Annotated in this window: 20 protein-coding genes and 2 other annotated features; of the genes, 15 read left to right on the top strand and 5 right to left on the bottom strand. The window is 36.9% G+C overall.

What is annotated here, in order from left to right; translation table 11 throughout:
* Positions 1–6: 6 nt before the first annotated feature.
* The 12 genes from mtnN (at position 7) to ILT06_RS02690 (ending at position 11,336) form a co-directional block, all read left to right on the top strand.
* The gene (gene mtnN, locus ILT06_RS02635) at positions 7–702 is read left to right on the top strand and encodes a 5'-methylthioadenosine/S-adenosylhomocysteine nucleosidase (protein ID WP_001217038.1); all 696 of its coding nucleotides are present in this window, start codon (positions 7–9) and stop codon (positions 700–702) included.
* A gap of 82 nt (positions 703–784) precedes the next feature.
* A complete protein-coding gene (locus ILT06_RS02640; RefSeq protein ID WP_001103870.1) occupies positions 785–1,708 on the top strand; it encodes an O-acetylserine dependent cystathionine beta-synthase in 924 nt (307 codons plus the stop codon).
* Between the two features lie 3 nt (positions 1,709–1,711).
* A complete protein-coding gene (locus ILT06_RS02645) occupies positions 1,712–2,845 on the top strand; it encodes a bifunctional cystathionine gamma-lyase/homocysteine desulfhydrase (protein ID WP_001201925.1) in 1,134 nt (377 codons plus the stop codon).
* 259 nt (positions 2,846–3,104) lie between these two features.
* Positions 3,105–5,708, top strand: coding sequence for a bifunctional acetaldehyde-CoA/alcohol dehydrogenase (gene adhE / locus ILT06_RS02650; protein ID WP_064474732.1), 2,604 nt, complete (start codon positions 3,105–3,107; stop codon positions 5,706–5,708).
* Between the two features lie 126 nt (positions 5,709–5,834).
* Positions 5,835–6,062, top strand: coding sequence for a YrhC family protein (locus tag ILT06_RS02655; protein ID WP_000661459.1), 228 nt, complete (start codon positions 5,835–5,837; stop codon positions 6,060–6,062).
* Positions 6,063–6,217: 155 nt separating this feature from the next.
* Positions 6,218–7,165, top strand: coding sequence for an ABC transporter substrate-binding protein (locus ILT06_RS02660; RefSeq protein ID WP_064474733.1), 948 nt, complete (start codon positions 6,218–6,220; stop codon positions 7,163–7,165).
* Positions 7,166–7,170: 5 nt separating this feature from the next.
* Positions 7,171–8,199, top strand: coding sequence for a FecCD family ABC transporter permease (locus ILT06_RS02665; protein WP_064474734.1), 1,029 nt, complete (start codon positions 7,171–7,173; stop codon positions 8,197–8,199).
* Positions 8,186–9,004, top strand: coding sequence for an ABC transporter ATP-binding protein (locus ILT06_RS02670; RefSeq protein WP_064474735.1), 819 nt, complete (start codon positions 8,186–8,188; stop codon positions 9,002–9,004). Before ILT06_RS02665 ends, ILT06_RS02670 begins: the two co-directional genes overlap by 14 nt.
* The gene (locus tag ILT06_RS02675) at positions 8,971–9,366 is read left to right on the top strand and encodes an ankyrin repeat domain-containing protein (protein WP_222654803.1); all 396 of its coding nucleotides are present in this window, start codon (positions 8,971–8,973) and stop codon (positions 9,364–9,366) included. Before ILT06_RS02670 ends, ILT06_RS02675 begins: the two co-directional genes overlap by 34 nt.
* A 390-nt stretch (positions 9,367–9,756) precedes the next feature.
* Positions 9,757–10,335: a GNAT family N-acetyltransferase gene (locus ILT06_RS02680; RefSeq protein WP_240368384.1), complete on the top strand. Its 579-nt coding sequence runs from the start codon at positions 9,757–9,759 to the stop codon at positions 10,333–10,335.
* A 56-nt stretch (positions 10,336–10,391) separates the two neighbouring features.
* A complete protein-coding gene (locus ILT06_RS02685) occupies positions 10,392–10,850 on the top strand; it encodes a GNAT family N-acetyltransferase (RefSeq protein ID WP_000276112.1) in 459 nt (152 codons plus the stop codon).
* Between the two features lie 108 nt (positions 10,851–10,958).
* On the top strand, positions 10,959–11,336 hold the full coding sequence (locus ILT06_RS02690; RefSeq protein WP_222654804.1) for a hotdog family protein: 378 nt from the start codon (positions 10,959–10,961) through the stop codon (positions 11,334–11,336).
* 33 nt (positions 11,337–11,369) lie between these two features.
* On the opposite strand, the gene ILT06_RS02695 is transcribed toward ILT06_RS02690, so the two are convergent.
* On the bottom strand, positions 11,370–11,915 hold the full coding sequence (locus ILT06_RS02695; protein ID WP_064474738.1) for a helix-turn-helix domain-containing protein: 546 nt from the start codon (positions 11,913–11,915) through the stop codon (positions 11,370–11,372).
* A gap of 156 nt (positions 11,916–12,071) precedes the next feature.
* Here ILT06_RS02695 and ILT06_RS02700 point away from each other — a divergent pair, with 156 nt between their 5' ends.
* Both ILT06_RS02700 and ILT06_RS02705 read left to right on the top strand, forming a co-directional pair.
* Positions 12,072–12,476, top strand: coding sequence for a DoxX family protein (locus ILT06_RS02700; protein WP_001071551.1), 405 nt, complete (start codon positions 12,072–12,074; stop codon positions 12,474–12,476).
* Positions 12,477–12,497: 21 nt separating this feature from the next.
* Positions 12,498–13,355 (top strand): VOC family protein, encoded by an 858-nt coding sequence (locus ILT06_RS02705; protein ID WP_088048084.1) that lies wholly within the window; start codon positions 12,498–12,500, stop codon positions 13,353–13,355.
* Positions 13,356–13,372: 17 nt separating this feature from the next.
* Here the strand turns inward: ILT06_RS02705 and ILT06_RS02710 are convergent, their stop codons facing one another.
* The 3 genes from ILT06_RS02710 to ILT06_RS02720 form a co-directional block, all read right to left on the bottom strand.
* Positions 13,373–13,687, bottom strand: coding sequence for a 4a-hydroxytetrahydrobiopterin dehydratase (locus ILT06_RS02710; protein ID WP_000979547.1), 315 nt, complete (start codon positions 13,685–13,687; stop codon positions 13,373–13,375).
* Positions 13,668–15,422 (bottom strand): aromatic amino acid hydroxylase, encoded by a 1,755-nt coding sequence (locus tag ILT06_RS02715; RefSeq protein WP_064474740.1) that lies wholly within the window; start codon positions 15,420–15,422, stop codon positions 13,668–13,670. Before ILT06_RS02715 ends, ILT06_RS02710 begins: the two co-directional genes overlap by 20 nt.
* A gap of 162 nt (positions 15,423–15,584) precedes the next feature.
* Positions 15,585–15,812 (bottom strand) — a binding site (T-box leader).
* 51 nt (positions 15,813–15,863) lie between these two features.
* Positions 15,864–16,093: a binding site (T-box leader), on the bottom strand.
* Positions 16,094–16,281: 188 nt separating this feature from the next.
* Positions 16,282–19,029, bottom strand: a complete 2,748-nt coding sequence (locus tag ILT06_RS02720; protein ID WP_088048085.1) for a S8 family serine peptidase — start codon at positions 19,027–19,029, stop codon at positions 16,282–16,284.
* Between the two features lie 307 nt (positions 19,030–19,336).
* Here ILT06_RS02720 and ILT06_RS02725 point away from each other — a divergent pair, with 307 nt between their 5' ends.
* Positions 19,337–20,575, top strand: coding sequence for an eIF2A-related protein (locus tag ILT06_RS02725; protein ID WP_149173391.1), 1,239 nt, complete (start codon positions 19,337–19,339; stop codon positions 20,573–20,575).
* A gap of 42 nt (positions 20,576–20,617) precedes the next feature.
* Here the strand turns inward: ILT06_RS02725 and ILT06_RS02730 are convergent, their stop codons facing one another.
* The gene (locus ILT06_RS02730) at positions 20,618–20,740 is read right to left on the bottom strand and encodes a DUF4023 domain-containing protein (protein ID WP_064474743.1); all 123 of its coding nucleotides are present in this window, start codon (positions 20,738–20,740) and stop codon (positions 20,618–20,620) included.
* Positions 20,741–20,794: the final 54 nt, after the last annotated feature.

The following is a 20,794-nucleotide window of genomic DNA, read 5'->3' on the forward strand; positions in this document are numbered from 1 at the left end:
ATTAGATTGAGAATTGCTGTAATTGGAGCAATGGAAGAAGAAGTACGTATTTTACGTGACAAATTAGAACAAGCAGAAACAGAAACGGTTGCGGGTTGTGAATTTACGAAAGGACAATTAGCAGGACATGAAGTAATCTTGTTAAAGTCTGGTATTGGTAAAGTAAATGCAGCGATGTCAACGACAATTTTATTAGAAAGATATAAGCCTGAAAAAGTAATTAATACTGGTTCAGCTGGTGGCTTCCATCATTCTCTAAACGTTGGAGATGTAGTTATTTCAACAGAAGTTCGTCATCATGACGTAGATGTAACAGCATTTAACTATGAGTATGGTCAAGTACCAGGAATGCCTCCTGGATTCAAGGCTGATGAAGCATTAGTTGCATTAGCTGAGAAATGTATGCAGGCAGAAGAAAATATTCAAGTTGTAAAAGGTATGATTGCAACAGGTGATTCATTTATGAGTGATCCGAACCGCGTTGCAGCAATTCGTGATAAATTTGAAGACCTTTATGCAGTAGAAATGGAAGCAGCAGCTGTTGCACAAGTATGCCACCAATATGAAGTTCCGTTTGTTATTATTCGTGCACTTTCTGATATTGCTGGTAAAGAATCAAATGTTTCATTTGATCAATTTTTAGATCAAGCAGCTCTTCATTCTACAAACTTTATCGTAAAAGTACTAGAAGAGTTAAAGTAATGTAACAAAAAGGCAACTGTCTCATATAAAGAAAATACATACAGTTGCCTTTTCTTTATTGGCAAATAAGGGGGAGAACACGATGAATGTATATCGTGGAGTTCATGAGTTGATTGGTCATACACCAATTGTAGAAATTACTCGTTTTTCACTTCCAGAAGGGGTCCGTTTATTTGCAAAGCTTGAATTTTATAACCCAGGTGGAAGCGTTAAGGACCGTTTAGGAAGAGAATTAATCGAAGATGCGCTAGAAAAAGGGCTTGTTACCCAGGGTGGAACAATTATTGAACCGACCGCTGGAAATACTGGTATTGGACTGGCACTTGCAGCGTTACAACATGATTTACGCGTTATTGTTTGTGTACCAGAGAAATTTAGTATTGAAAAACAAGAATTAATGAAAGCGCTAGGCGCAACGGTCGTGCATACACCAACTGAGCAAGGAATGACCGGTGCAATTGCAAAAGCAAAAGAATTAGTAAATGAAATACCGAATTCATACTCTCCAAGTCAGTTTGCGAATGAAGCAAACCCGCGTGCTTATTTCAAAACACTAGGTCCTGAACTTTGGGATGCACTGAACGGAGAGATTAACATATTTGTTGCAGGAGCAGGAACTGGTGGTACATTCATGGGGACTGCATCTTATTTGAAAGAAAAAAATGTAGATATAAAAACGGTTATTGTGGAACCAGAAGGATCCATTTTAAATGGTGGTAAAGCTGGTTCGCATGAAACAGAAGGGATCGGCCTTGAATTCATCCCGCCATTTTTGAAAACATCTTATTTTGATGAAATTCATACAATTTCTGATCGAAATGCATTTTTACGAGTAAAGGAATTAGCGCAAAAAGAAGGACTGCTTGTTGGGAGCTCTTCAGGAGCAGCATTTCATGCAAGTTTACTTGAAGCAGAGCAAGCGGCACCAGGTACAAATATTGTAACGATTTTTCCTGATAGTAGTGAGCGTTATTTAAGTAAAGACATATACAAAGGATGGGAATAAAAAATGAGAGCAAAGACAAAGTTAATTCATGGTATTCGCATAGGAGAACCTTCAACTGGATCTGTAAATGTACCGATTTATCAAACAAGTACGTACAAACAAGAAGCAGTTGGTAAGCATCAAGGATATGAATATTCACGTACAGGCAACCCAACACGTGCAGCTTTAGAAGAAATGATTGCAGTATTAGAAAACGGTCATGCTGGTTTTGCATTTGGTTCAGGAATGGCTGCTATTACAGCTACAATTATGTTGTTCTCAAAAGGTGACCACGTTATTTTAACAGATGATGTGTATGGTGGAACGTACCGCGTTATCACGAAAGTATTAAATCGCTTCGGTATTGAGCATACATTTGTAGATACAACCAACTTAGAGGAAGTTGTAGAAGCAATTCGTCCGAATACGAAAGCGATTTATGTGGAAACACCAACGAACCCATTACTGAAAATTACTGATATTAAGAAAATATCTACTCTTGCTAAAGAGAAAGATTTATTAACAATTATCGATAACACATTCATGACGCCATATTGGCAGTCGCCGATTACTTTAGGAGCAGACATTGTACTTCATAGTGCAACGAAATATTTAGGAGGTCATAGTGACGTAGTTGCAGGCCTAGTAGTTGTAAATAGCCCGCAATTAGCAGAAGACCTTCACTTTGTACAAAACTCAACAGGAGGCATTCTTGGCCCGCAAGATAGCTTCTTACTACTTCGTGGCTTAAAAACATTAGGAATTCGAATGGAAGAGCATGAAACGAATTCACGCGCAATTGCCGAGTTTTTAAATAATCATCCAAAAGTAAATAAAGTATATTACCCAGGTCTTGAGTCACATCAAAACCATGAACTTGCAACAGAACAAGCAAATGGATTTGGTGCTATTATCTCATTTGATGTAGATAGCGAAGAAACATTAAATAAAGTACTTGAGAAATTACAATACTTTACACTTGCTGAAAGTTTAGGGGCAGTAGAAAGTTTAATTTCTATCCCATCTCAAATGACACATGCATCAATCCCAGCAGATCGCCGCAAAGAATTAGGAATTACAGATACATTAATTCGTATTTCTGTCGGTATTGAAGACGGTGAAGATTTAATTGAAGATCTAGCACAAGCGTTAGCATAATAAAAATGCACTGCTAATATAAGGCAGTGCATTTTTATCACATCATTTTGTGAAATATTTCACAAAATAGACATACACAAATGAAATTATTTCATGTATATTAAGTTCATGAAATGTTACTCACGAACAATCTTGTGAAATGTTTCACAAACAATGAGGTTCATGTAGGAAAGCAACTCTATTTTTTTACGCTAATCGGGACTTATTATGACCTATAGGGTCTCATTTAGTCCACGATAGCAGAATAGGAGGAATTTACATGGTAGTCAAAGAGAAAGTTGTAAATGAAATGCAGGAAGTAAAAGAGATGATTGATACGTTAGTGAATAACGGTCGAAAGGCTTTACAAGCATTAGAAGGTTTTACACAAGAGCAAATTGACAACATTGTTCACGAAATGGCATTAGCAGGTGTGGATCAACATATGCCGCTTGCGAAGTTGGCTGTTGAAGAAACGGGTCGTGGTGTATATGAAGATAAATGTATTAAAAATATTTTTGCTACTGAATATATTTGGCATAGCATAAAAAAAGATAAAACAGTAGGGATTATTCACGAAGATCCTCATGAAGAAATAATAGAAATTGCAGAACCTGTCGGTGTAGTAGCTGGGGTAACGCCAGTAACGAATCCAACGTCGACAACAATGTTTAAAGCATTAATCGCGATAAAAACGAGAAATCCAATTATTTTCGCATTTCATCCTTCAGCACAAAACTGTTCCATTGCAGCGGCGAAAACAGTATATGATGCAGCGGTGAAGGCGGGGGCACCAAAACATTGTATTCAGTGGATTGAAAAACCTTCTGTCGAAGCAACAAAACAATTAATGAACCATGAAGGTGTTGCGCTTGTTTTGGCAACTGGAGGAGCAGGTATGGTGAAATCAGCTTATTCTACTGGAAAACCAGCGCTAGGTGTAGGTCCTGGTAATGTACCATGCTATATAGAGAAATCAGCGCATATAAAACGAGCTGTTAATGATTTAATTTTATCAAAAACATTTGATAACGGTATGATTTGTGCATCAGAACAAGCAATCATTATAGACAAGGAAATTTATGATGATGTGAAAACAGAAATGATTGCAAACAATTGTTACTTTGTAGCAGAAGAAGAGAGAAGAAAATTAGAAAAGCTAGTTATTAATGAAAATACATGTGCAGTAAATAGTGATATTGTAGGGAAATCAGCGCAGTACATTGCCGCATTAGTTGGAATTACTGTGCCTGAAAATACAAAAATGCTTGTAGCTGAAATACAAGGTATCGGAGCAGCATATCCACTATCTCGTGAGAAACTGAGTCCAGTATTAGCGTGTGTAAAAGCAAATTCATTAGAAGAAGGATTTACATATTGCGAAGAAATGTTAAACCTTGGTGGTTTAGGACATTCAGCAGTCATTCATTCTACAAATAAAGAAGTACAAAAACAATTTGGATTACGTATGAAAGCTTGCCGTCTTATTGTAAACGCCCCTTCATCACAAGGTGGAATCGGTGACATATATAATGGATTTATTCCATCACTTACGCTTGGTTGCGGCTCGTATGGGAAAAACTCAGTTTCTCAAAACGTAACAGCGACGCATTTATTAAATATAAAAAGGTTGGCAAATAGAAAAAAGAATATGCAGTGGTTCAAATTACCACCAAAAATTTATTTTGAAAAACATGCGACAGCATATTTAGCAAATATGCCTAACATTTCACGTGCATTTATTGTAACGGATCCAGGAATGGTTGAGCACGGATATGTAGATACGGTTACGCATTATTTACGTAAACATGCAAATGATGTAAAAGTCGAAGTTTTCTTTGAGGTCGAGCCAGATCCATCAGATGAAACTGTGTTTAAAGGTGCGGAAATGATGAGAAGTTTTAAGCCAGATGTAATTATCGCACTTGGTGGTGGTTCAGCTATGGATGCAGCGAAAGGGATGTGGCTTTTCTATGAGCACCCAGAAACAACATTCTATGGAATTAAACAGAAGTTTTTAGATATAAGAAAACGTACATGTAAATATCCGGAATTAGGAAGTAAGGCGCAGTTTGTTGCCATTCCAACAACATCAGGAACAGGATCAGAAGTGACACCATTTGCGGTTATTACAGATAAGAAAAATAATATAAAGTATCCGCTCGCGGATTATGAATTAACACCAGATGTAGCAATTGTTGATCCACAGTTTGTAATGACAGTACCACCACATGTAACAGCAGACACTGGTATGGACGTATTAACGCATGCAATCGAGGCGTATGTGTCTGTTCTAGCAAATGACTATACAGATGGATTAGCATTAAAGGCCATTGATCTCGTATTTAAATATTTACCAAGAGCATTTAAAGATGGAAATGACGAAGAAGCGCGAGAAAAAATGCATAATGCTTCTGCAATCGCTGGGATGGCATTTGCAAATGCTTTCTTAGGTATTAATCACAGCTTAGCACATAAAATTGGACCGGAATTTCATATTCCGCATGGGCGTGCGAATGCAATTCTTATGCCGCACGTAGTTCGCTATAATGCTATTAAGCCACGAAAACACGCGTTGTTCCCAAAATATGAGCACTTTGTAGCTGATGAACGCTATGCACATATTGCGAGAATGCTCGGGCTTCCAGCAGGCTCGACAGCAGAAGGTGTGGAATCACTCGTCCAAGCAATTATTGAGCTTGGAAAAAGCTTAAATATAAATATGAGTATTGCAGGACAAGGAGTTGCTAAAGACCAATTTGAAGAGGTTGTTGGATTATTAGCAGAAAGAGCTTTTGAAGATCAATGTACAACAGCTAATCCAAAATTACCTCTCATTTCAGAGTTGAAAGAAATTTATATGGAAGCATATAAAGGGGAGTAATGGTTATGAAAGAGTCGTAATAAAGCGGCTCTTTTTCATTTGGAAAACATCTCCCAGAATGGCTGTATTTACTGGTCTTTAAGTTTAATAGAATATGATACAGTGAAATAGGGGAGTGAGAATATAATGAAAGAATTACAAGGAAAAATAGAAGATTATACTCGGTTCGGACAAATCCTTCTCGCTGTAAGTACATTGTTAATGGTTGGCTTATTGATTCCGAATGGAGCAAAAGAAACAATACAATCTTTTGTTATGATGGGGAGCACCATTATATTTTTAAGTTTATCATTCTTTTTCTTTCAGCGTGTGAAAGTGATGCGAGATCAGTTAGAGGGAAATGAATGTGAGTAATATTATGAAATAGAGCACTACGAAAAGAACGAATCTTTTTGTAGTGCTTTTTGTTTTTGAAAAAAATGTATGCGGTTTATATTGACAATGATAATCCTTATCAATTAAAGTAGAATAGTAGTTAATGATTATCATTATCAGTTAGAGGTGAAAGAATGAAAAAATCTATTACGCTATTCACAGCGATTTTATCTATTTTTTTCTTGTTAATAGGTTGCAATGCAAAGGGAGACGAAAAAGCATCTGCAACAAAAACAGAAAAAGGAAAAGAGAAAATCGAAGTTACCGACCTGTCAGGAAGAAAGGTAACATTCGATAAAGTGCCAGAGAGTTTTGCAACATTAAGTATGGGAGACATGAATATTATTCATGCTTTAGGCGGAAAAATAGTAGGTCGTCCGGATGCAAAAATAACTCTTCCAGAGGATTTAAAGAAAGTACAAGTAATCGGGAATGCACATCAACCGAATTTTGAGCAAATTGCTAGTTTAAAACCGGATGTACTTATTGCTAACAATGGGTTTCAAAAAAATGTTCCAACGGTTGAAGGACAAGGAACGAAAGTAATGATTTCTTCTGCGAATTCTGTACAAGATATTCAAAAGAATATTGAACTATATGGAACGATAATGAAGAAAGAAGATAAAGCAAAAGAACTTAATCAAAAAATTAATGATCAAATGAAGACATATGAGAAAAAGAGTGATGTGAAAGCACTGTTAGTATACGGAGCACCAGGTACTTATTTAGCAGCATTACCAACATCTTTATCAGGCGATATTTTAGAAAAAACAGGCGGGAAAAATATTGCAGCTGATTTTCCGGAAATGAAGGAATATCCGCAATATGCGCAGCTAAGTGTAGAACGTATTATTGAGGCAAATCCAGATGTGATTTATTTAATTACACATGGAGATCCAAATAGCGTTAAAAAAGCATTTGAAGGCGAAATGATGAAAAATGCAGCGTGGAAAAATTTAGATGCAGTAAAACAAAATCGTGTAGTTATTTTGCCACCAGACTTATTTGGATCAAATCCTGGAACAAAAGTTACAGAAGCAATGGAATTTATGTATAAAAGTATACAAGATGTAAGGAAATGATAAGTATGGAAAGTAGTGAAGTAGTAAGGGAAAAGGAACATCCTTTTGCGAAAAAAAGGTGGATAATAGCAGTTACTTTAGTTGTATTAGCGATTTTAGGTCTTTTTTACGGTCTTTTCGCAGGAAGCCTATCCTTTTCTTTACGAGATATTCTAACAGGGATACAAGATGAAGGTTCGACGGTTCATCGAATTGTATGGGACCTTCGTATACCGAGAGTGCTCGTTGGATTTATAGTAGGAACATGTTTAGCAGCATCTGGTGCACTGCTGCAAGGGGTTATGAGAAATCCTCTTGCAGACCCTGGTATTATCGGGGTTTCATCTGGAGCAGGCCTTGTAGCAATTGTAATTATGATTTTATTCCCTCAGCATATGGCATTTTTACCGCTCGGGGCATTTATAGGAGCTTTCATAACGGCGATGGTCATTTATGCTTTATCATGGCAAAAAGGGGCGCCGCCTTCAAGGATTGTCTTAGTAGGTGTATCAATCAATGCATTAATTGGTGCAGCGACGTCAGCGTTAATGTTATTACATAGTGACAAAGTACAATCGGTGTTACCGTGGTTAGCAGGTGGCATTGGTGGTGTAAGTTGGGCACATTTAAACATGATTATTTATTATGCAATATTCGCTATTATATTAGCCTTCTTTGGTATAAAGCATATTCGAGTATTAATGCTTGGAGATGAAATGGCGAAATTATTAGGTCATAACGTGGAGAGAAGCCGGTTTTATTTAATAGTAGTAAGTACACTATTAGCTGGAATTGCAGTTAGTGTTTCTGGTCTTATTGGATTTGTCGGTCTTGTTGTACCACATATGTTACGTTTATTAGTTGGAAATGACTATAAATATTTACTGCCATTATCATGCCTTGGCGGAGGGATATTACTTGTTTTCGCGGATGCGATAGCTCGAAGTTGGTTCGATCCAATTGAATTGCCTGTTGGTATTTTATTATCATTCTTAGGCGGTCCGTTCTTCTTATATTTAATTCATAGAGGAGGAAGACAACGTGATTTCCGTTAATAAAGTGTTTTACGCACATTCTGAAAGATTTCAAATGCAAAATATGAATGTACATATTAAAGCTGGGGAGGTCGTTAGTTTAATTGGACCGAATGGATCAGGGAAATCTACTTTGCTTCGTTTAATGGCAAGACTACTTAAACAAAGCGAAGGGGATATCATTTTAGATGGAAAAAGTATTCATATGATGAAAAGTGCCGATGTAGCGAAGCAATTAGCGATGTTACCACAAATGCATGATCATCAATTAGATTTAACAGTGAAAGAATTAATCGAATTTGGAAGAGGACCTCATAAATCATGGAAAGATCGCTTAAATAAAGACGATGAAGAAATTGTTGATTGGGCATTGTCTGTTACAAATCTTGAAGGGTATGAATATCGTCTTTTACAATCTTTATCAGGAGGGGAAAGACAACGTGCCTGGATTGCAATGACGCTAGCACAACGTACAAATGTCTTATTATTAGATGAGCCAACAACTTTTTTAGATATCGTTCATCAGTTGGAAGTAATGGAACTTGTGAAACGGTTAAACGAGGAGTTTGGCATGACAATTGTAATGGTTTTACATGATATTAACCAAGCGGCTCAATATAGTGATCGTTTACTCGTATTAAAGCGAGGGAAGCTTCAGTATGACGGTATACCAGAAGAAGTGTTATGTCATGAAATGTTTCAACGTGTGTTCGGCATAGAGGTAGATATTTTTCAAGGAAGCGACAAGCCATTTTTCACACCAAAACGAATTTCTAAAAAAGGAGGAGCAAGATGCGAACAGAAGAACGTATTACCACTGAGTTAGTAAGAGAATTTGTTATGGCAGCTCACGGAGATTTAGAAAAAGTACAAGAACTGTTGGCTGAATTGCCAAGCTTACTTCATGCCTCTTACAATTGGGGCGGATCAGATTGGGAAAGTGCGTTAGGAGCAGCAGCACATGTAGGTCGTAAAGATATTGCTCTCTATTTACTAGAAAAGGGTGCTCGAATGGACATTTTCGCGGCCGCGATGCTTGGAGAATTAGAAGTTGTACAAGCTATTTTAGTAGCACAACCAGAGGCATTGCGTGCATCGGGTCCACATGGTATTTCCCTTCTTCAACATGCACGAATGGGTGGAGAAAAAGCACAGCGTGTATTTGAGTACTTAGCGGTGCTCTCTTAATGACCGCAAAGGTTCTTATGTGCGGTAAACTTTTCACTTTCATATAATTGAAAAGTTTACCGCCCGTTAGAACGGGATAAGTATCTAGTATATTTGAAAATCCTACACCCCCCTCAATTGTAGTTTTCTTTATGCTAGTTATGATATGGATGCAGTAGACAATATTTGTCTACTGTCTTTTTTTAATCCTTTAGAGATTGAATATTCTGTATTTAGTCATTAGTTCATTTATCCCACTATTTGTGGGCAGTAAGACTCCCACCTCAAAATTCAGCTAGAGAAAAAAGTTAGGCGGGAGGTCCACTGTCCGTAAATATCCGATTGGTGAAGGCTAATAATCAGTGAGGATGAACAAAAGCCCCCACTGATTAAAGTTTCACTTTATAATAGATAGTAACATTTAGTATACATACAAAACATGAGCGTGTAGTTAAGTACAAATTCGTGGAAAGGAGTGCAGAGATGTTTCATACAGATCGTTTACAAATTCGCAAATACACAATGGATGATTTGCAGTTCTATGCTTCGCTATGGGGAAATGAGAAGGTAATGCGCTATATTGGAAATGGGACGTTAAAAACATATATGCAATGTAAAAAAAGTTTGGAGGAGTGGGTAATTCCTAGCTATAAAAACGGTCTTGGTTTATTTGTATTGATTGAAAAGGAAACGGGAATACGAATTGGTCATGCAGGGTTAGTAAAGCAGCAGATAGATGGAAAAGAGGAAATTGAAATTGGTTATTGGTTATCACCTCAGTATTGGGGAAAAGGGTATGCGAAAGAAGCAGCGGCAGCATTTCGAGACTATGGTTTCCAAGCATTAAGAATGAATAAATTAATTTCTCTTATTAATCCGGATCACCCCGCCTCAATCTTTGTTGCTAGAAAAACAGGGCTTAGTTATGAGAAAACAACTTCATTTCATGGGATGGACGTTCTCGTTTATTCCATTAAACGCGTAGGATGAAAAAAGGTAAATTGCATCTTTTGAAGAATGGTATATAAAAATAAAGGGGGGATTACATGTATATTTATCATAATGGCCTTATTATTCGTGAGGGAACGAATGGTGTGCCAGCATATGCAATTAAAACTTTATTCGAAGATGCTGGTTGGAGTAATGATAATATCCCTTCTTGGCAAATTGAAAAATTCACGATAGCATTTGAAAATTCAACATGGGCATTCACAATTTGGGATGAAGAAGAGATGATTGCGATGGTTAGAGTCATTTCTGATGGAATCATGATCGCGAACATAGTAAATTTAGTTGTGAAATGTGAATATAGAGGGAAGGGATTAGGTAAGAAACTTGTCGCTCTTTGTTTGCAAAAGTTGCCACATGGAGACTGGTTTGCACATACATCTGCGAGTAATTTTGATTTTTATAGAAGTTGTGGTTTTGAGGTGAGAGAGTTATCGAGAAATGGAACATGTGCGTACTACGGGTATCAAGTAGCAAAAAAAGATGGGCACCGATAAAAATAAGATAGTGTAAAAAAGGATCGCTATTTTAATAATATAAACTGAACTGAGACTCATTTTATGATAAAATAAAAGAAAATTCTGTTTATTAAACGGGGGATAAAAATGAATGTAAAAGTTGGGGATATATTTAAATACGAAAGAAGATTTACTGAGGAAGAGGTTTTTGAATTTGCAAATATTACAGGAGATAAAGGTAGGCATCATATGGAATATGATGAAAATGGACGTTTAATGGTTCATGGTTTATTAACTGCTAGTATTGGAACGAAAGTAGGAGAAGAATTACATTACATAGCAAGAGAATTAGTAAGTGAGTTTATTAGACCGGTTTTTACAGGAGATACGATCACTTGTGAATTAACTTTAACAAATATTGAACAGATGGAAGGATATAAAAAGGTTTCAATCGAGTCAGTTTATCGCAATCAACATGAAAAGACTGTACTAGTTGGGACAAGTTATGGAGTTATAAGGGGATAAAAAAGAAGCCTGATTTACAGGCTTCTTTTTTATTTAATAAACACGTTTTCGATTTTCTGCATGACTAGAGATGAGTAATAATGCAGTTTCTTCTCCTATATTACGAACAATATGAGGAACACATGCATTCCAAGAGAAAGAATCACCTTCTTCTACAATTGCAATATCTTCTCCATGTTGAACTTCTAGTTTTCCGCGTAATACAAGGTGACATTCTTCCCCTTCATGGGCATTTGGTATATTTTCTTTCGGAAACCCAGCAGGAATTTCCACGAGATTTAGGCGAAGGCCACCTTGCTCCGCAACATGTTCAATTCTTTGTTCATCTTTTCCGTATACACTGTATTTACGCTCTCCCTTTTTGACAACTTTCAACCGATCTTTTTGTTCTAATAATAAATAGGGAAGGGGAACGTTTAAAAAATTGGAGATTGTTTCTAAAGTTGAGATAGATGGTGATGTTTTATTATTTTCAACCTGACTCATAAATCCTTTAGAAAGACCTGTTCCCTCACAAATTTGTGCGATTGTTATGCCTCTACGTTGACGAATTTCACGTATTGCAGAACCAATATTCATAAAATCAAGCTCCTTTTTGTAAACAACTATTTGTATCATAGCAAAAAAAATATATTTTTTCCCAGTGAAAATGAATTGACGAATAAAAAAAATTAGTGTATGTTTTGTAATGTAAATAAAAGTTTTGTATAAGAAAACTATAAAGGAGAGAATGAAATGAATCAACATATCGGTAACTTAATTATTCGTATCGTGTTAGGGGTAACGTTCTTTATGCACGGTTTAACAAAATTCCAATCGGGGATTGACAATATTGCAGGGTGGTTTACAAGCATTGGTTTACCAGGAGGTCTTGCATACGGTGTAGCAACAGCGGAAGTAGTTGGTGGTATATTGTTAATTCTAGGTTTAGGTGTAAGATATATTGGATTATTATTTGCACTTGTAATGGTTGGAGCAATTGTAAAAGTAAAATGGTCAGCTGGTTTATTAGGAGATGGAAAAAATCCTGGCTTCGAATTAGAACTTGCATTGTTAGCAATGGGTGCGTACTTATTTGTTGCGAAAGCAGACGGTTTTGTAGATAATTTCTTAAAAGAGAGAATGTTAAAGAAGAACTAAATTAAATGGGGGGCTAACAAGATGAGTTTTCAACTTCATCCCGACACAACACTTGATGTTGTTCATTTATATGTATCAAATATAAAGAAATCACTAGAGTTTTATACAGAAGTACTAAGTATGAAAGTACTAAAAGAAGATGAAATGGTTGTTACATTTGGGAATGAAAATAACGAACCACTCCTTATTATTGAAGAAAAGAAAGAAGCTCTACCAAAGCAAAGAGGGAGAACGGGGTTATATCATTACGCAATCTTATTACCAAGCAGACAGGATTTAGCGAATATTCTTCGTCATCTTGTAGAAATGGTATATCCACTGCACGGCGGAGCCGACCATTACTTTAGTGAGGCCCTTTATTTAGCTGATCCAGATGGAAACGGGATTGAAATTTATCATGATCGCCAAAAAGAAGTTTGGCGTGATGAGAATGGAGAACTACCATTTGTTAGTAACCCGTTAGCTGGTGAAGAACTATTACAGCAAGGAAGTACATGGAATGGATTTCCGGCGGGTACTGTGATGGGACATATTCATCTCCATGTAGCTGATTTGGAAGAAGCGAAACGTTTCTATGTGGATGGTCTTGGTTTTGAAGTAACAATCCCAGCTCGTAATGGAGCGTTGTTCGTATCGGCAGGTGGCTATCATCACCATATCGGTTTAAATACGTGGCAAGGTGAAGAAATACCGCCGCAAATGCCAAATTCCGTCGGCTTGAAATATTTCACAATTGTACTAGCGGATGAAAAACAAAAAGAGCAAGTATGTGAAAGCTTAAAAAATATTGGCAAAGTCGCTACGTACAAAGATGGAATATTACAAGTTGAGGACCCATTTGAACATTGTATTCATTTCAAAATAAAAGGAGAAGCCTAAAAAAGGCTTCTCTTTTTTTACTTTCTTATAATTGCTTTTTCGTTTTGTAAAAATAGTTCATCAAACTGCTTTGCAAGCTCAAAATCTAGTTTCGTTAAACCTTTTGCATTCCAAGATGACAAAGTAATAATGACTGCTTTATACTGGATAAGGATAAATGGATGGTGATTACGTTCTTCTGATAGTTTGGCGGCTTCAGAGACAAATTCGACTCCTTTTAAGTAGTCGGAAAACATATATTTTCGTTCAATCCATTTTTCATCTTTTACTATCCATTTATCCACCTTGAATAATTCCCCTTGAACTTCTTCTTCAGTTAATCGCAGCATCATTTTTCACATCCTTTACATGCAGTAGTGCAAGACCATTGTTAATAAGGCGTGTTACAGCTTCGTCAGTTGTGAAAGTAGAAAGTTTTTGTAATAATGCTGCTGATGTTTCGTGCCCTTTGTTATGCTCTAAAAGTAATTCTAATATTTCAAGGCGAAGCAGCCATTCTTTCGGATAAAATTTATTTAATACCTCTTGAATTGCTACTAATTGATCGACATGTGCGTCGTGTAAAATACCTCCACCTCGAATATCACGAACTGTTTGATACATACGATCCAGCTCAGTTAATGCAAGAGGTGCTGGAGTTTCCTCTATTTCCTCATCAATTGGGAAAAATGATGCTGCATCTGCTGCTCCTGGGAATACTGAAATGATTTGTGAGCCAACAGCCATATCAAATGCGCCCCATGAAGCATCAAATAATACGCGGGCGTTATAAGTAACAGTGCAATCGATAAAGGAAATAAGAGCAATTTTCTTATCATTTTTTATAATATCTGTTACTTTTCCTTTTACATGAATACCACTTGCAAAAGTAAATTCAGCAATGTTTCCAATTGTAATTCCTAATGATTGTAGTTGTTCATCTGTACAATTTTCTAATGCAATATTTTCAGTGAGTAATCCAATTGGTGTTCCAAAGCCGTCACTGTGTACAGACGTAGAATGATTCGCTAGTTGTTTATTATGAATTGCTAATGCAGTTGGCGAATTTGTTCGCATGTAAATCACTTTACCTGCATCGTTTTCAATTGTCTCGCTGAATGTACCTGTAATCTGTAATCCACTAGTTAGTTCAGCGGTTGCATAGTTTTCAGAGCGAATCGCTTTTTCTAAACCTTCCTTTCCACCTGTTTTAAAGGCCATCGTTTCAGCAAATGTCTCAAGTGCTTCAGTCAGCTCTTCAAATGATTCACAAACAAATAGTTGTGGTTGCATTTTTGTTACGTCATAAGTTGTACCTGTACATGCCTCGATAGAGAATGGAACCTTTTCTACAGCGTCTGTTAAGCAATGTTTGCTTTCGCCAACAGAAGAAAGGAGACCAGCACCATATATTTTTGGAGCATCTATATTTCCGATTAATCCATATTCTACTGTCCACCAGAAAAGACGTGAAATTTGTTCAGCTTCTGATAAACCAGAAACTAACTTTTGTTTTTCAATTACAGTATTTTCAGCAGCGGCAACTTCGTCAGGAGTAGAAGTAGGGCTTTCTTTTACGATTGTTAATGTACGAACAGCTTCAAAAGCATCATGTTCTTCTTTTGTAGAGAAAGCTTTCGCACCAATTTGTCCAAAGCGTTTCACATACTTCGCATATGTAGGATCCAGTAAAATAGGTGCGTGTCCTGCTGCTTCGTGTACGATATCTGGAGCTGGTGTGTACTCGATATTTTCTACTTTCCGAATATCTGTTGCGATTGGTAGTAAGCCGTGTCCTTGGAAATCAAAGAATGCAACGCCAGGAATAAGTCCATCAATTGTTACAGCTCCCCATCCGCTTGGTGCTAAACAGTCATTCATTTCTTCTACCTTTGGAATTGCATCTATATTTATACCAGATGATTGTAGTCCGTTCACATAGGCTGGATGAGCAACGTCTTTTAAGAAACTATGATTTTGTCTCATAATGTAACGCCAAACAGCGTGATTCACCGGTGTATATTGATCATAATGCTGCGTGGATACGAATGGTTTTAAATGCGATGGAATTTCTGTTTTCTTTGTCATTTAGACATCCTCCTTGTTTTCTATAAAATTGAATATTGGTTGGGTATAGCTGGAATCACCACCTTTCAAAATTGTAAGCGCTTATAAAATTTTATCATAAGATTCGGAATTATTTAACATTTGTTTCTGTGAGAAATAGAAAAAGCCCCTATCGGAAAATCCGATAGGGGCGAAAGAATCGCGGTACCACCCTATTTGTAAGTGAAAACATACTTACATCTCAATTAATGATAACGGAAAAACTCCGTCTTTTCCTTCATGCGTACAAGCACTACGAAAAAGAAGCTCCAGAATTGTAATTCATACTTATATATGTGCTAATTTCCACCGACCATTAGCTCTCTGTAACAGGGATATAAGATATTACTGCGATTCTTTCAACGCGTATATATGAAATTGTGCAAAAGGGAAGGACGCAAAAAAGCCCCTATCGGAAAATCCGATAGGGACGATAAAAATCGCGGTACCACCCTAATTGTAAACAGAAAAATTGTTTACCACTCACTTTAAGATAACGGAAAGATCCGTCTTTCTCTTCATGCATTATGTGCACTACGGGAAAGAAGCTCCAGAATTGTAATTCACGCTTGTATATGTACTGATTCGCACCAATCATCAGTTCTCTGAGACAGGGATATAAGTCGCTACTAGTATTCCTTCAAAGCCGATATATAATTCGTTCAACTAAACTATGTTTCGTATTATAAAACTATTTTTAAAAGATTGTCAACAATAATTTTATCCCGCTATTTGTGGGCAGTAAAATTCCTACCTCAAAATTTGGCCGGAGCAAAGAAGTTAGATGGAAGCCTTACTGCCCGTAAACGTCCGATTGGTGAGTGCTGATTAAAGTTTCACTTTATTTCACTTCTAAATCAATATTTAAATTAGTCGTATTTCCAGCTGCATCGGTTGCAACGATATGAATGGTATTCTTTCCTTCTTGTAATTGATTACGATCGAAATAAATTTCGTAGTTTTTCTCCCAAGTGTTTAGGAATGCACTCTCCCATACACCATTTCCGTTAATTTCATATTGCATTCTTACTGGAATACCAGGTGCAATCCAACCAGATTCTGTCATCCAATCTAGTAGAATATCATCAACTTTCCCTCTAATTATGAGATTTTCTTGATCAATTTCGTGTGTTAACTTAGGTGCTGTTCGATCGATAAATACAGCTCCTGTTTGTTTTGTTTCTCCACCAGAGTTAGAAGCAACAGCTTCGATTTGATATAAGCCATCAGGCAATGGAGATCCGTCCTTTCTTGTACCATTCCATTTGAAAGATTTATAACCAGGTGTTTCGTTTTTGCCTTGGTATACCATGCCTTGATATGTCACACGGTCTTTCGTAATTAAATTAGCATGAAACGCTATATCCTCAACAGGTGTAACTAAATAGTAATTGATTAGGTTGTCATCTAGTATGTTGTCATTATTTGGACTGAAAGTAGAATTAACGATTTCAACGCCATCGATACGCTTGTATTCTTTCGGATCAATACTAAATGTAAATGGGATACGCATTTCTTCAGTTTTACCTTGTTCTTTTACATACAGATTTCCTGTATATACACCTTGTGGTAAGGAGCTGTCCACAGTAATAGTAAAAGGCTTTTCGATGTTACTATTTGGTTTTAAACTAATTGAAGAAGGGAAAGAAGTCTGGATTTTTGTTTTTGTATCTAGTAATTCAATACGAGTTGAAAAGTTTTTCTTTTTGTTAGAAAGATTTTGTAACGTAATATTTTGTGTTAGTTTCACTTTGCTACTATTTGGCTTAATAAGACCGAAACTTACATTGTTCGGTTTCACTAATGCATCTGTTTGGGCTGCTTTTGGAATGTTAATTAAACCTGATCCTTGTGCCATGATAGGATATGTATTTTCATTGACATCCTTTAATGTTTTTGCAGTGTTGGCAAGAGCAGATTTCAATTGTTCTGTCGTCCAATCAGGATGCATTTGACGCAGTAAGGCAACGGCTCCCGCTACTTGCGGAGCAGCCATACTTGTTCCGTTGTGAGATTCATAGCCACCTCGTGGCACTGTGCTTGTAATCTTTACTCCAGGTGCAATAACATCAGGTTTTATAAGCCAACTTCCTTGTGATGGTCCTCTTGAGCTGAAGTTACCAATCAGTTCGGTTTTGTTTGGTTGTCCAATCTTTATATTTTTCTTTCGTTTTGTAATTAAAGTTTTCAACTCTTCGCCATTTGTATTTGATAGCTGCATAACCGGAAGAGCTACATCTTCATGTCCAAAATATTCGGGCATAATATTAATTTCTTTTTCATTAGAAATTAGTAGTACCCCGATAGCGCCAGCTTGTTTCGCTTGTTCTGCTTTTACTAATGTGCTTGAAGTTCCTTGTAAGACAAGGGCGAACTTACCCTTCACATCTTGTTTAGCATAATCGCTCGAATTACCGTAGCCAACATAGACAAGTTGAGCATCGTTTCCTACTTGGAAATCTGCGTTTGATAACGGTAATCCTTGGTAAGATTTATTAGAACCAGCTACTTGGAATGTCGGGAATGGAATAGAAACAGTAGATGCACCAACAGAGATGACACTACTAGCATTACCAGGAGCATCAATAGACCAAGGCTTTGGTCCATCGTTTCCATTTGAAACGACTGCAGTAACACCAAGTTTTGCTGCGCGTTCTAACGTCATTGTTACAGGTTGATCAGGGACATTCAAATCTTGACCGAGAGATAGATTTAAAACATCTGCACCATCTTGAATAGCGCGCTCAATACCTTGAATAATATCATCGGTCGTGCCAGTACCACCATCATTCATGACACGGTAAGCGAGTATAGAAGCGTTCGGAGCAATCCCCTTTATTTTTCCGTTACCAGCAATAATTCCAGCTACATGAGTGCCGTGGACATTTCCATCCATCGGATCGTTATCCTCATCGACTGTATCATATCCACCGATATAATTTGCTTGTAAGTCAGGGTGTGTATAGTCTACACCTGAATCAATAATAGCGACTTTCATTCCTTTTCCATCAAGCGGTTTGCCAGTTGGATCTTTTAGTTTCCAAGCTTCAGGTGCACCGATTGTCGGTCCGCCAATATTTGGCGCTTCTTCTTTAGTAGCGCTTTTTGCTGTTTCATGCAATTTATATGTTAAGTTCGGATAAACAGCTTTTACTTCGGGTAAAGAAGCTAAAGCAGCAACTTGATCTCCTGGGATAGAAATAGAAAATCCAGAAAATAGTGTACTATACGTTTCTTTTATCTTTGCTTTTGGTGCTTTTTCTTTAATTTTCTTTGTTGTATCCTCTTGTGCCTTTTTTAGTTGTGCATGGTATGATTGCACATTGCCGTTTTTTAAATCCGGAGCATGCTGAATGTTACTTTGTGAAGCGAGCGGAGCATGTTGCAATTCTACAATGACTGAAATTTCTTTTGATGTTTTTGTTTCAACATTTTGCGCGATTTTGTTTTCTCCCCATTGTTCAATATTCACTTTTAATTGTGGACTAAATTGCTTCTCCTTTTGCAGCGATTCAGCACGTGCGCTTAAAGCTCCAAAACTAGAAAAGACGAGCGCCATACTTAATAGTGTAGACGTAGTTTTTTTCATTGAAACTCCCCTTAATAAAAAGTGTCAATATTCCGAAAATTTATCTTGCATTTTTGTTCTGAAATATAAAACCGAATGTTGGCTAAACTATACTTTCGACATAATTCATACCAATCCTCTTTGAATTAAAAATTTCTTGGGAAATGTTTTGGGATTATGTCGAATGGCTAATATTCAGCGAGGAAAGCCCATCATCCACTGAGCATGAATCCACAAAAATTGTGCAGTAACTGTCAATTAATGCAGGGTGAAGTTCGCATATAGTAAGCGGAATATGAGGAATGCTATAAGAAAAATGGAGGGACGTATGAAAAAAATTATCGTGAGTAGTAGCGTGGTTTTTTTTGTTTTTTTATCTTCAATTTTTAGTACTAGTGCGGAACATAATGGGGTGAAAGTTGCTTTTATTCGTCATCATGATCTTTGGATTAAAATTGATGGAAAAGAAAAACAAATAACAAAAGGCGAGTACATAACAGGGCCGAAATGGTCTCATGATGGAGAATGGATTTCTTATGCTAAAGGAAACAAGAAAAACACCTTGGAATTGTACCGATTGGAAGATGGAAAGAAAGTTAGGCCATTGCAATCTGAAGTATCGAATTATCAATGGTCACCGAAAGAGAATATAATTGCATTTGTATTTATGAATACACTAAATACGTTTGATGTCAAAAAAAAGAATACAGATTTTGAAAATGTATCGGCTGGTGTAGGTGATTATGCATGGTACCCTGATGGAAAGAAGTTTCTTGTATCCTCTGAAGCACACTTAATTCCAACAGGTTGGACAGGAGCTCAGCTATATGAAGTGCAAAAAGATGCACATATGAATCCTCACAAAATGAAGCATTTGTATGCATTACCAAATGAACATGATGATTTTCTAGCGCTAGTTGCAAGTGGGTTTGAGTGGTCACCAGATCAAAGGTGGATTTCATTTTTAGCGGTACCGACAGCTTCATGGTCAGCTGATAGTAATACGCTTTGCTTAGTTCGAGCAGATGGCAGTCGATTTGAAAAGGTAGATCAAATGCTATTAAACACCCAATGGTTCAAATGGGCGCCATCCAACAATATATTAGCCTATATTGAAGGAAGCGGGAGAGTTGCGTTAGAGAATAAGCATTTAAAAGTAAAAGAACTGCCTGCACTTCAGCAGAACACATTTACGCCGAAAGGATATGTCGATTGGGATTTTGCATGGAAGAACGATAAAGTAATAATCGTTTCACGAGCAAAAGAGGCAGGGATAGAAACGCCACCAGAAAAAAGGCCACTACCATCTTTATATGAGATCGATAGTACAAGCGACGAACAATATCAAATCACAAAGCCAGCTCATAAGCAAGGTGATTATCATCCGATCTTCATGAGGAAGAGCAATCAATTAATATGGATACGTTCAGACCGTAAGAAAGCCAATGTATGGATTGCCAATAGTGATGGAAAACAGGAAAAGAAGTGGATTGAAAATATAGATGTACCAGAATGGTATTATGAGAAATGGAACTGGGAAAATGTTATCTCGGTGAAAGAAGAATAAAAAACGTGCCTAAAAAATAATTTTAGGCACGTTTTTTTATTGTTATTTATGAGTTTTATTCGGCTTTTTCTTCGCTGGGTTTCCGTTCCCCTGACGCTTTCTGTTTTGTTCATCTTTTGCTTGTTTTTCCTGTAGTGTATCTAAAAAGTCATTCGAGTTACCCATTTTTATATCGCTCCTTTCATTTCGTCCTAATTACTATAACCATTTCGGAGGATA

The organism is Bacillus sp. 17RED48, from assembly GCF_019837545.1.
In the GTDB taxonomy this organism is placed as follows: Bacteria; Bacillota; Bacilli; order Bacillales; family Bacillaceae_G; genus Bacillus_A; species Bacillus_A wiedmannii.

Bases quoted from the DNA above. Each gene is read 5' to 3' on its own strand.
- ILT06_RS02640 (WP_001103870.1), top strand. From the start codon at position 785: ATGAATGTATATCGTGGAGTTCATGAGTTGATTGGTCATACACCAATT.
- ILT06_RS02645 (WP_001201925.1), top strand. From the start codon at position 1,712: ATGAGAGCAAAGACAAAGTTAATTCATGGTATTCGCATAGGAGAACCT.
- adhE (WP_064474732.1), top strand. From the start codon at position 3,105: ATGGTAGTCAAAGAGAAAGTTGTAAATGAAATGCAGGAAGTAAAAGAG.
- ILT06_RS02655 (WP_000661459.1), top strand. From the start codon at position 5,835: ATGAAAGAATTACAAGGAAAAATAGAAGATTATACTCGGTTCGGACAA.
- ILT06_RS02660 (WP_064474733.1), top strand. From the start codon at position 6,218: ATGAAAAAATCTATTACGCTATTCACAGCGATTTTATCTATTTTTTTC.
- ILT06_RS02665 (WP_064474734.1), top strand. From the start codon at position 7,171: ATGGAAAGTAGTGAAGTAGTAAGGGAAAAGGAACATCCTTTTGCGAAA.
- ILT06_RS02675 (WP_222654803.1), top strand. From the start codon at position 8,971: ATGCGAACAGAAGAACGTATTACCACTGAGTTAGTAAGAGAATTTGTT.
- ILT06_RS02685 (WP_000276112.1), top strand. From the start codon at position 10,392: ATGTATATTTATCATAATGGCCTTATTATTCGTGAGGGAACGAATGGT.
- ILT06_RS02690 (WP_222654804.1), top strand. From the start codon at position 10,959: ATGAATGTAAAAGTTGGGGATATATTTAAATACGAAAGAAGATTTACT.
- ILT06_RS02695 (WP_064474738.1), bottom strand. From the start codon at position 11,915: ATGAATATTGGTTCTGCAATACGTGAAATTCGTCAACGTAGAGGCATA.
- ILT06_RS02700 (WP_001071551.1), top strand. From the start codon at position 12,072: ATGAATCAACATATCGGTAACTTAATTATTCGTATCGTGTTAGGGGTA.
- ILT06_RS02705 (WP_088048084.1), top strand. From the start codon at position 12,498: ATGAGTTTTCAACTTCATCCCGACACAACACTTGATGTTGTTCATTTA.
- ILT06_RS02710 (WP_000979547.1), bottom strand. From the start codon at position 13,687: ATGATGCTGCGATTAACTGAAGAAGAAGTTCAAGGGGAATTATTCAAG.
- ILT06_RS02715 (WP_064474740.1), bottom strand. From the start codon at position 15,422: ATGACAAAGAAAACAGAAATTCCATCGCATTTAAAACCATTCGTATCC.
- ILT06_RS02720 (WP_088048085.1), bottom strand. From the start codon at position 19,029: ATGAAAAAAACTACGTCTACACTATTAAGTATGGCGCTCGTCTTTTCT.
- ILT06_RS02725 (WP_149173391.1), top strand. From the start codon at position 19,337: ATGAAAAAAATTATCGTGAGTAGTAGCGTGGTTTTTTTTGTTTTTTTA.
- ILT06_RS02730 (WP_064474743.1), bottom strand. From the start codon at position 20,740: ATGGGTAACTCGAATGACTTTTTAGATACACTACAGGAAAAACAAGCA.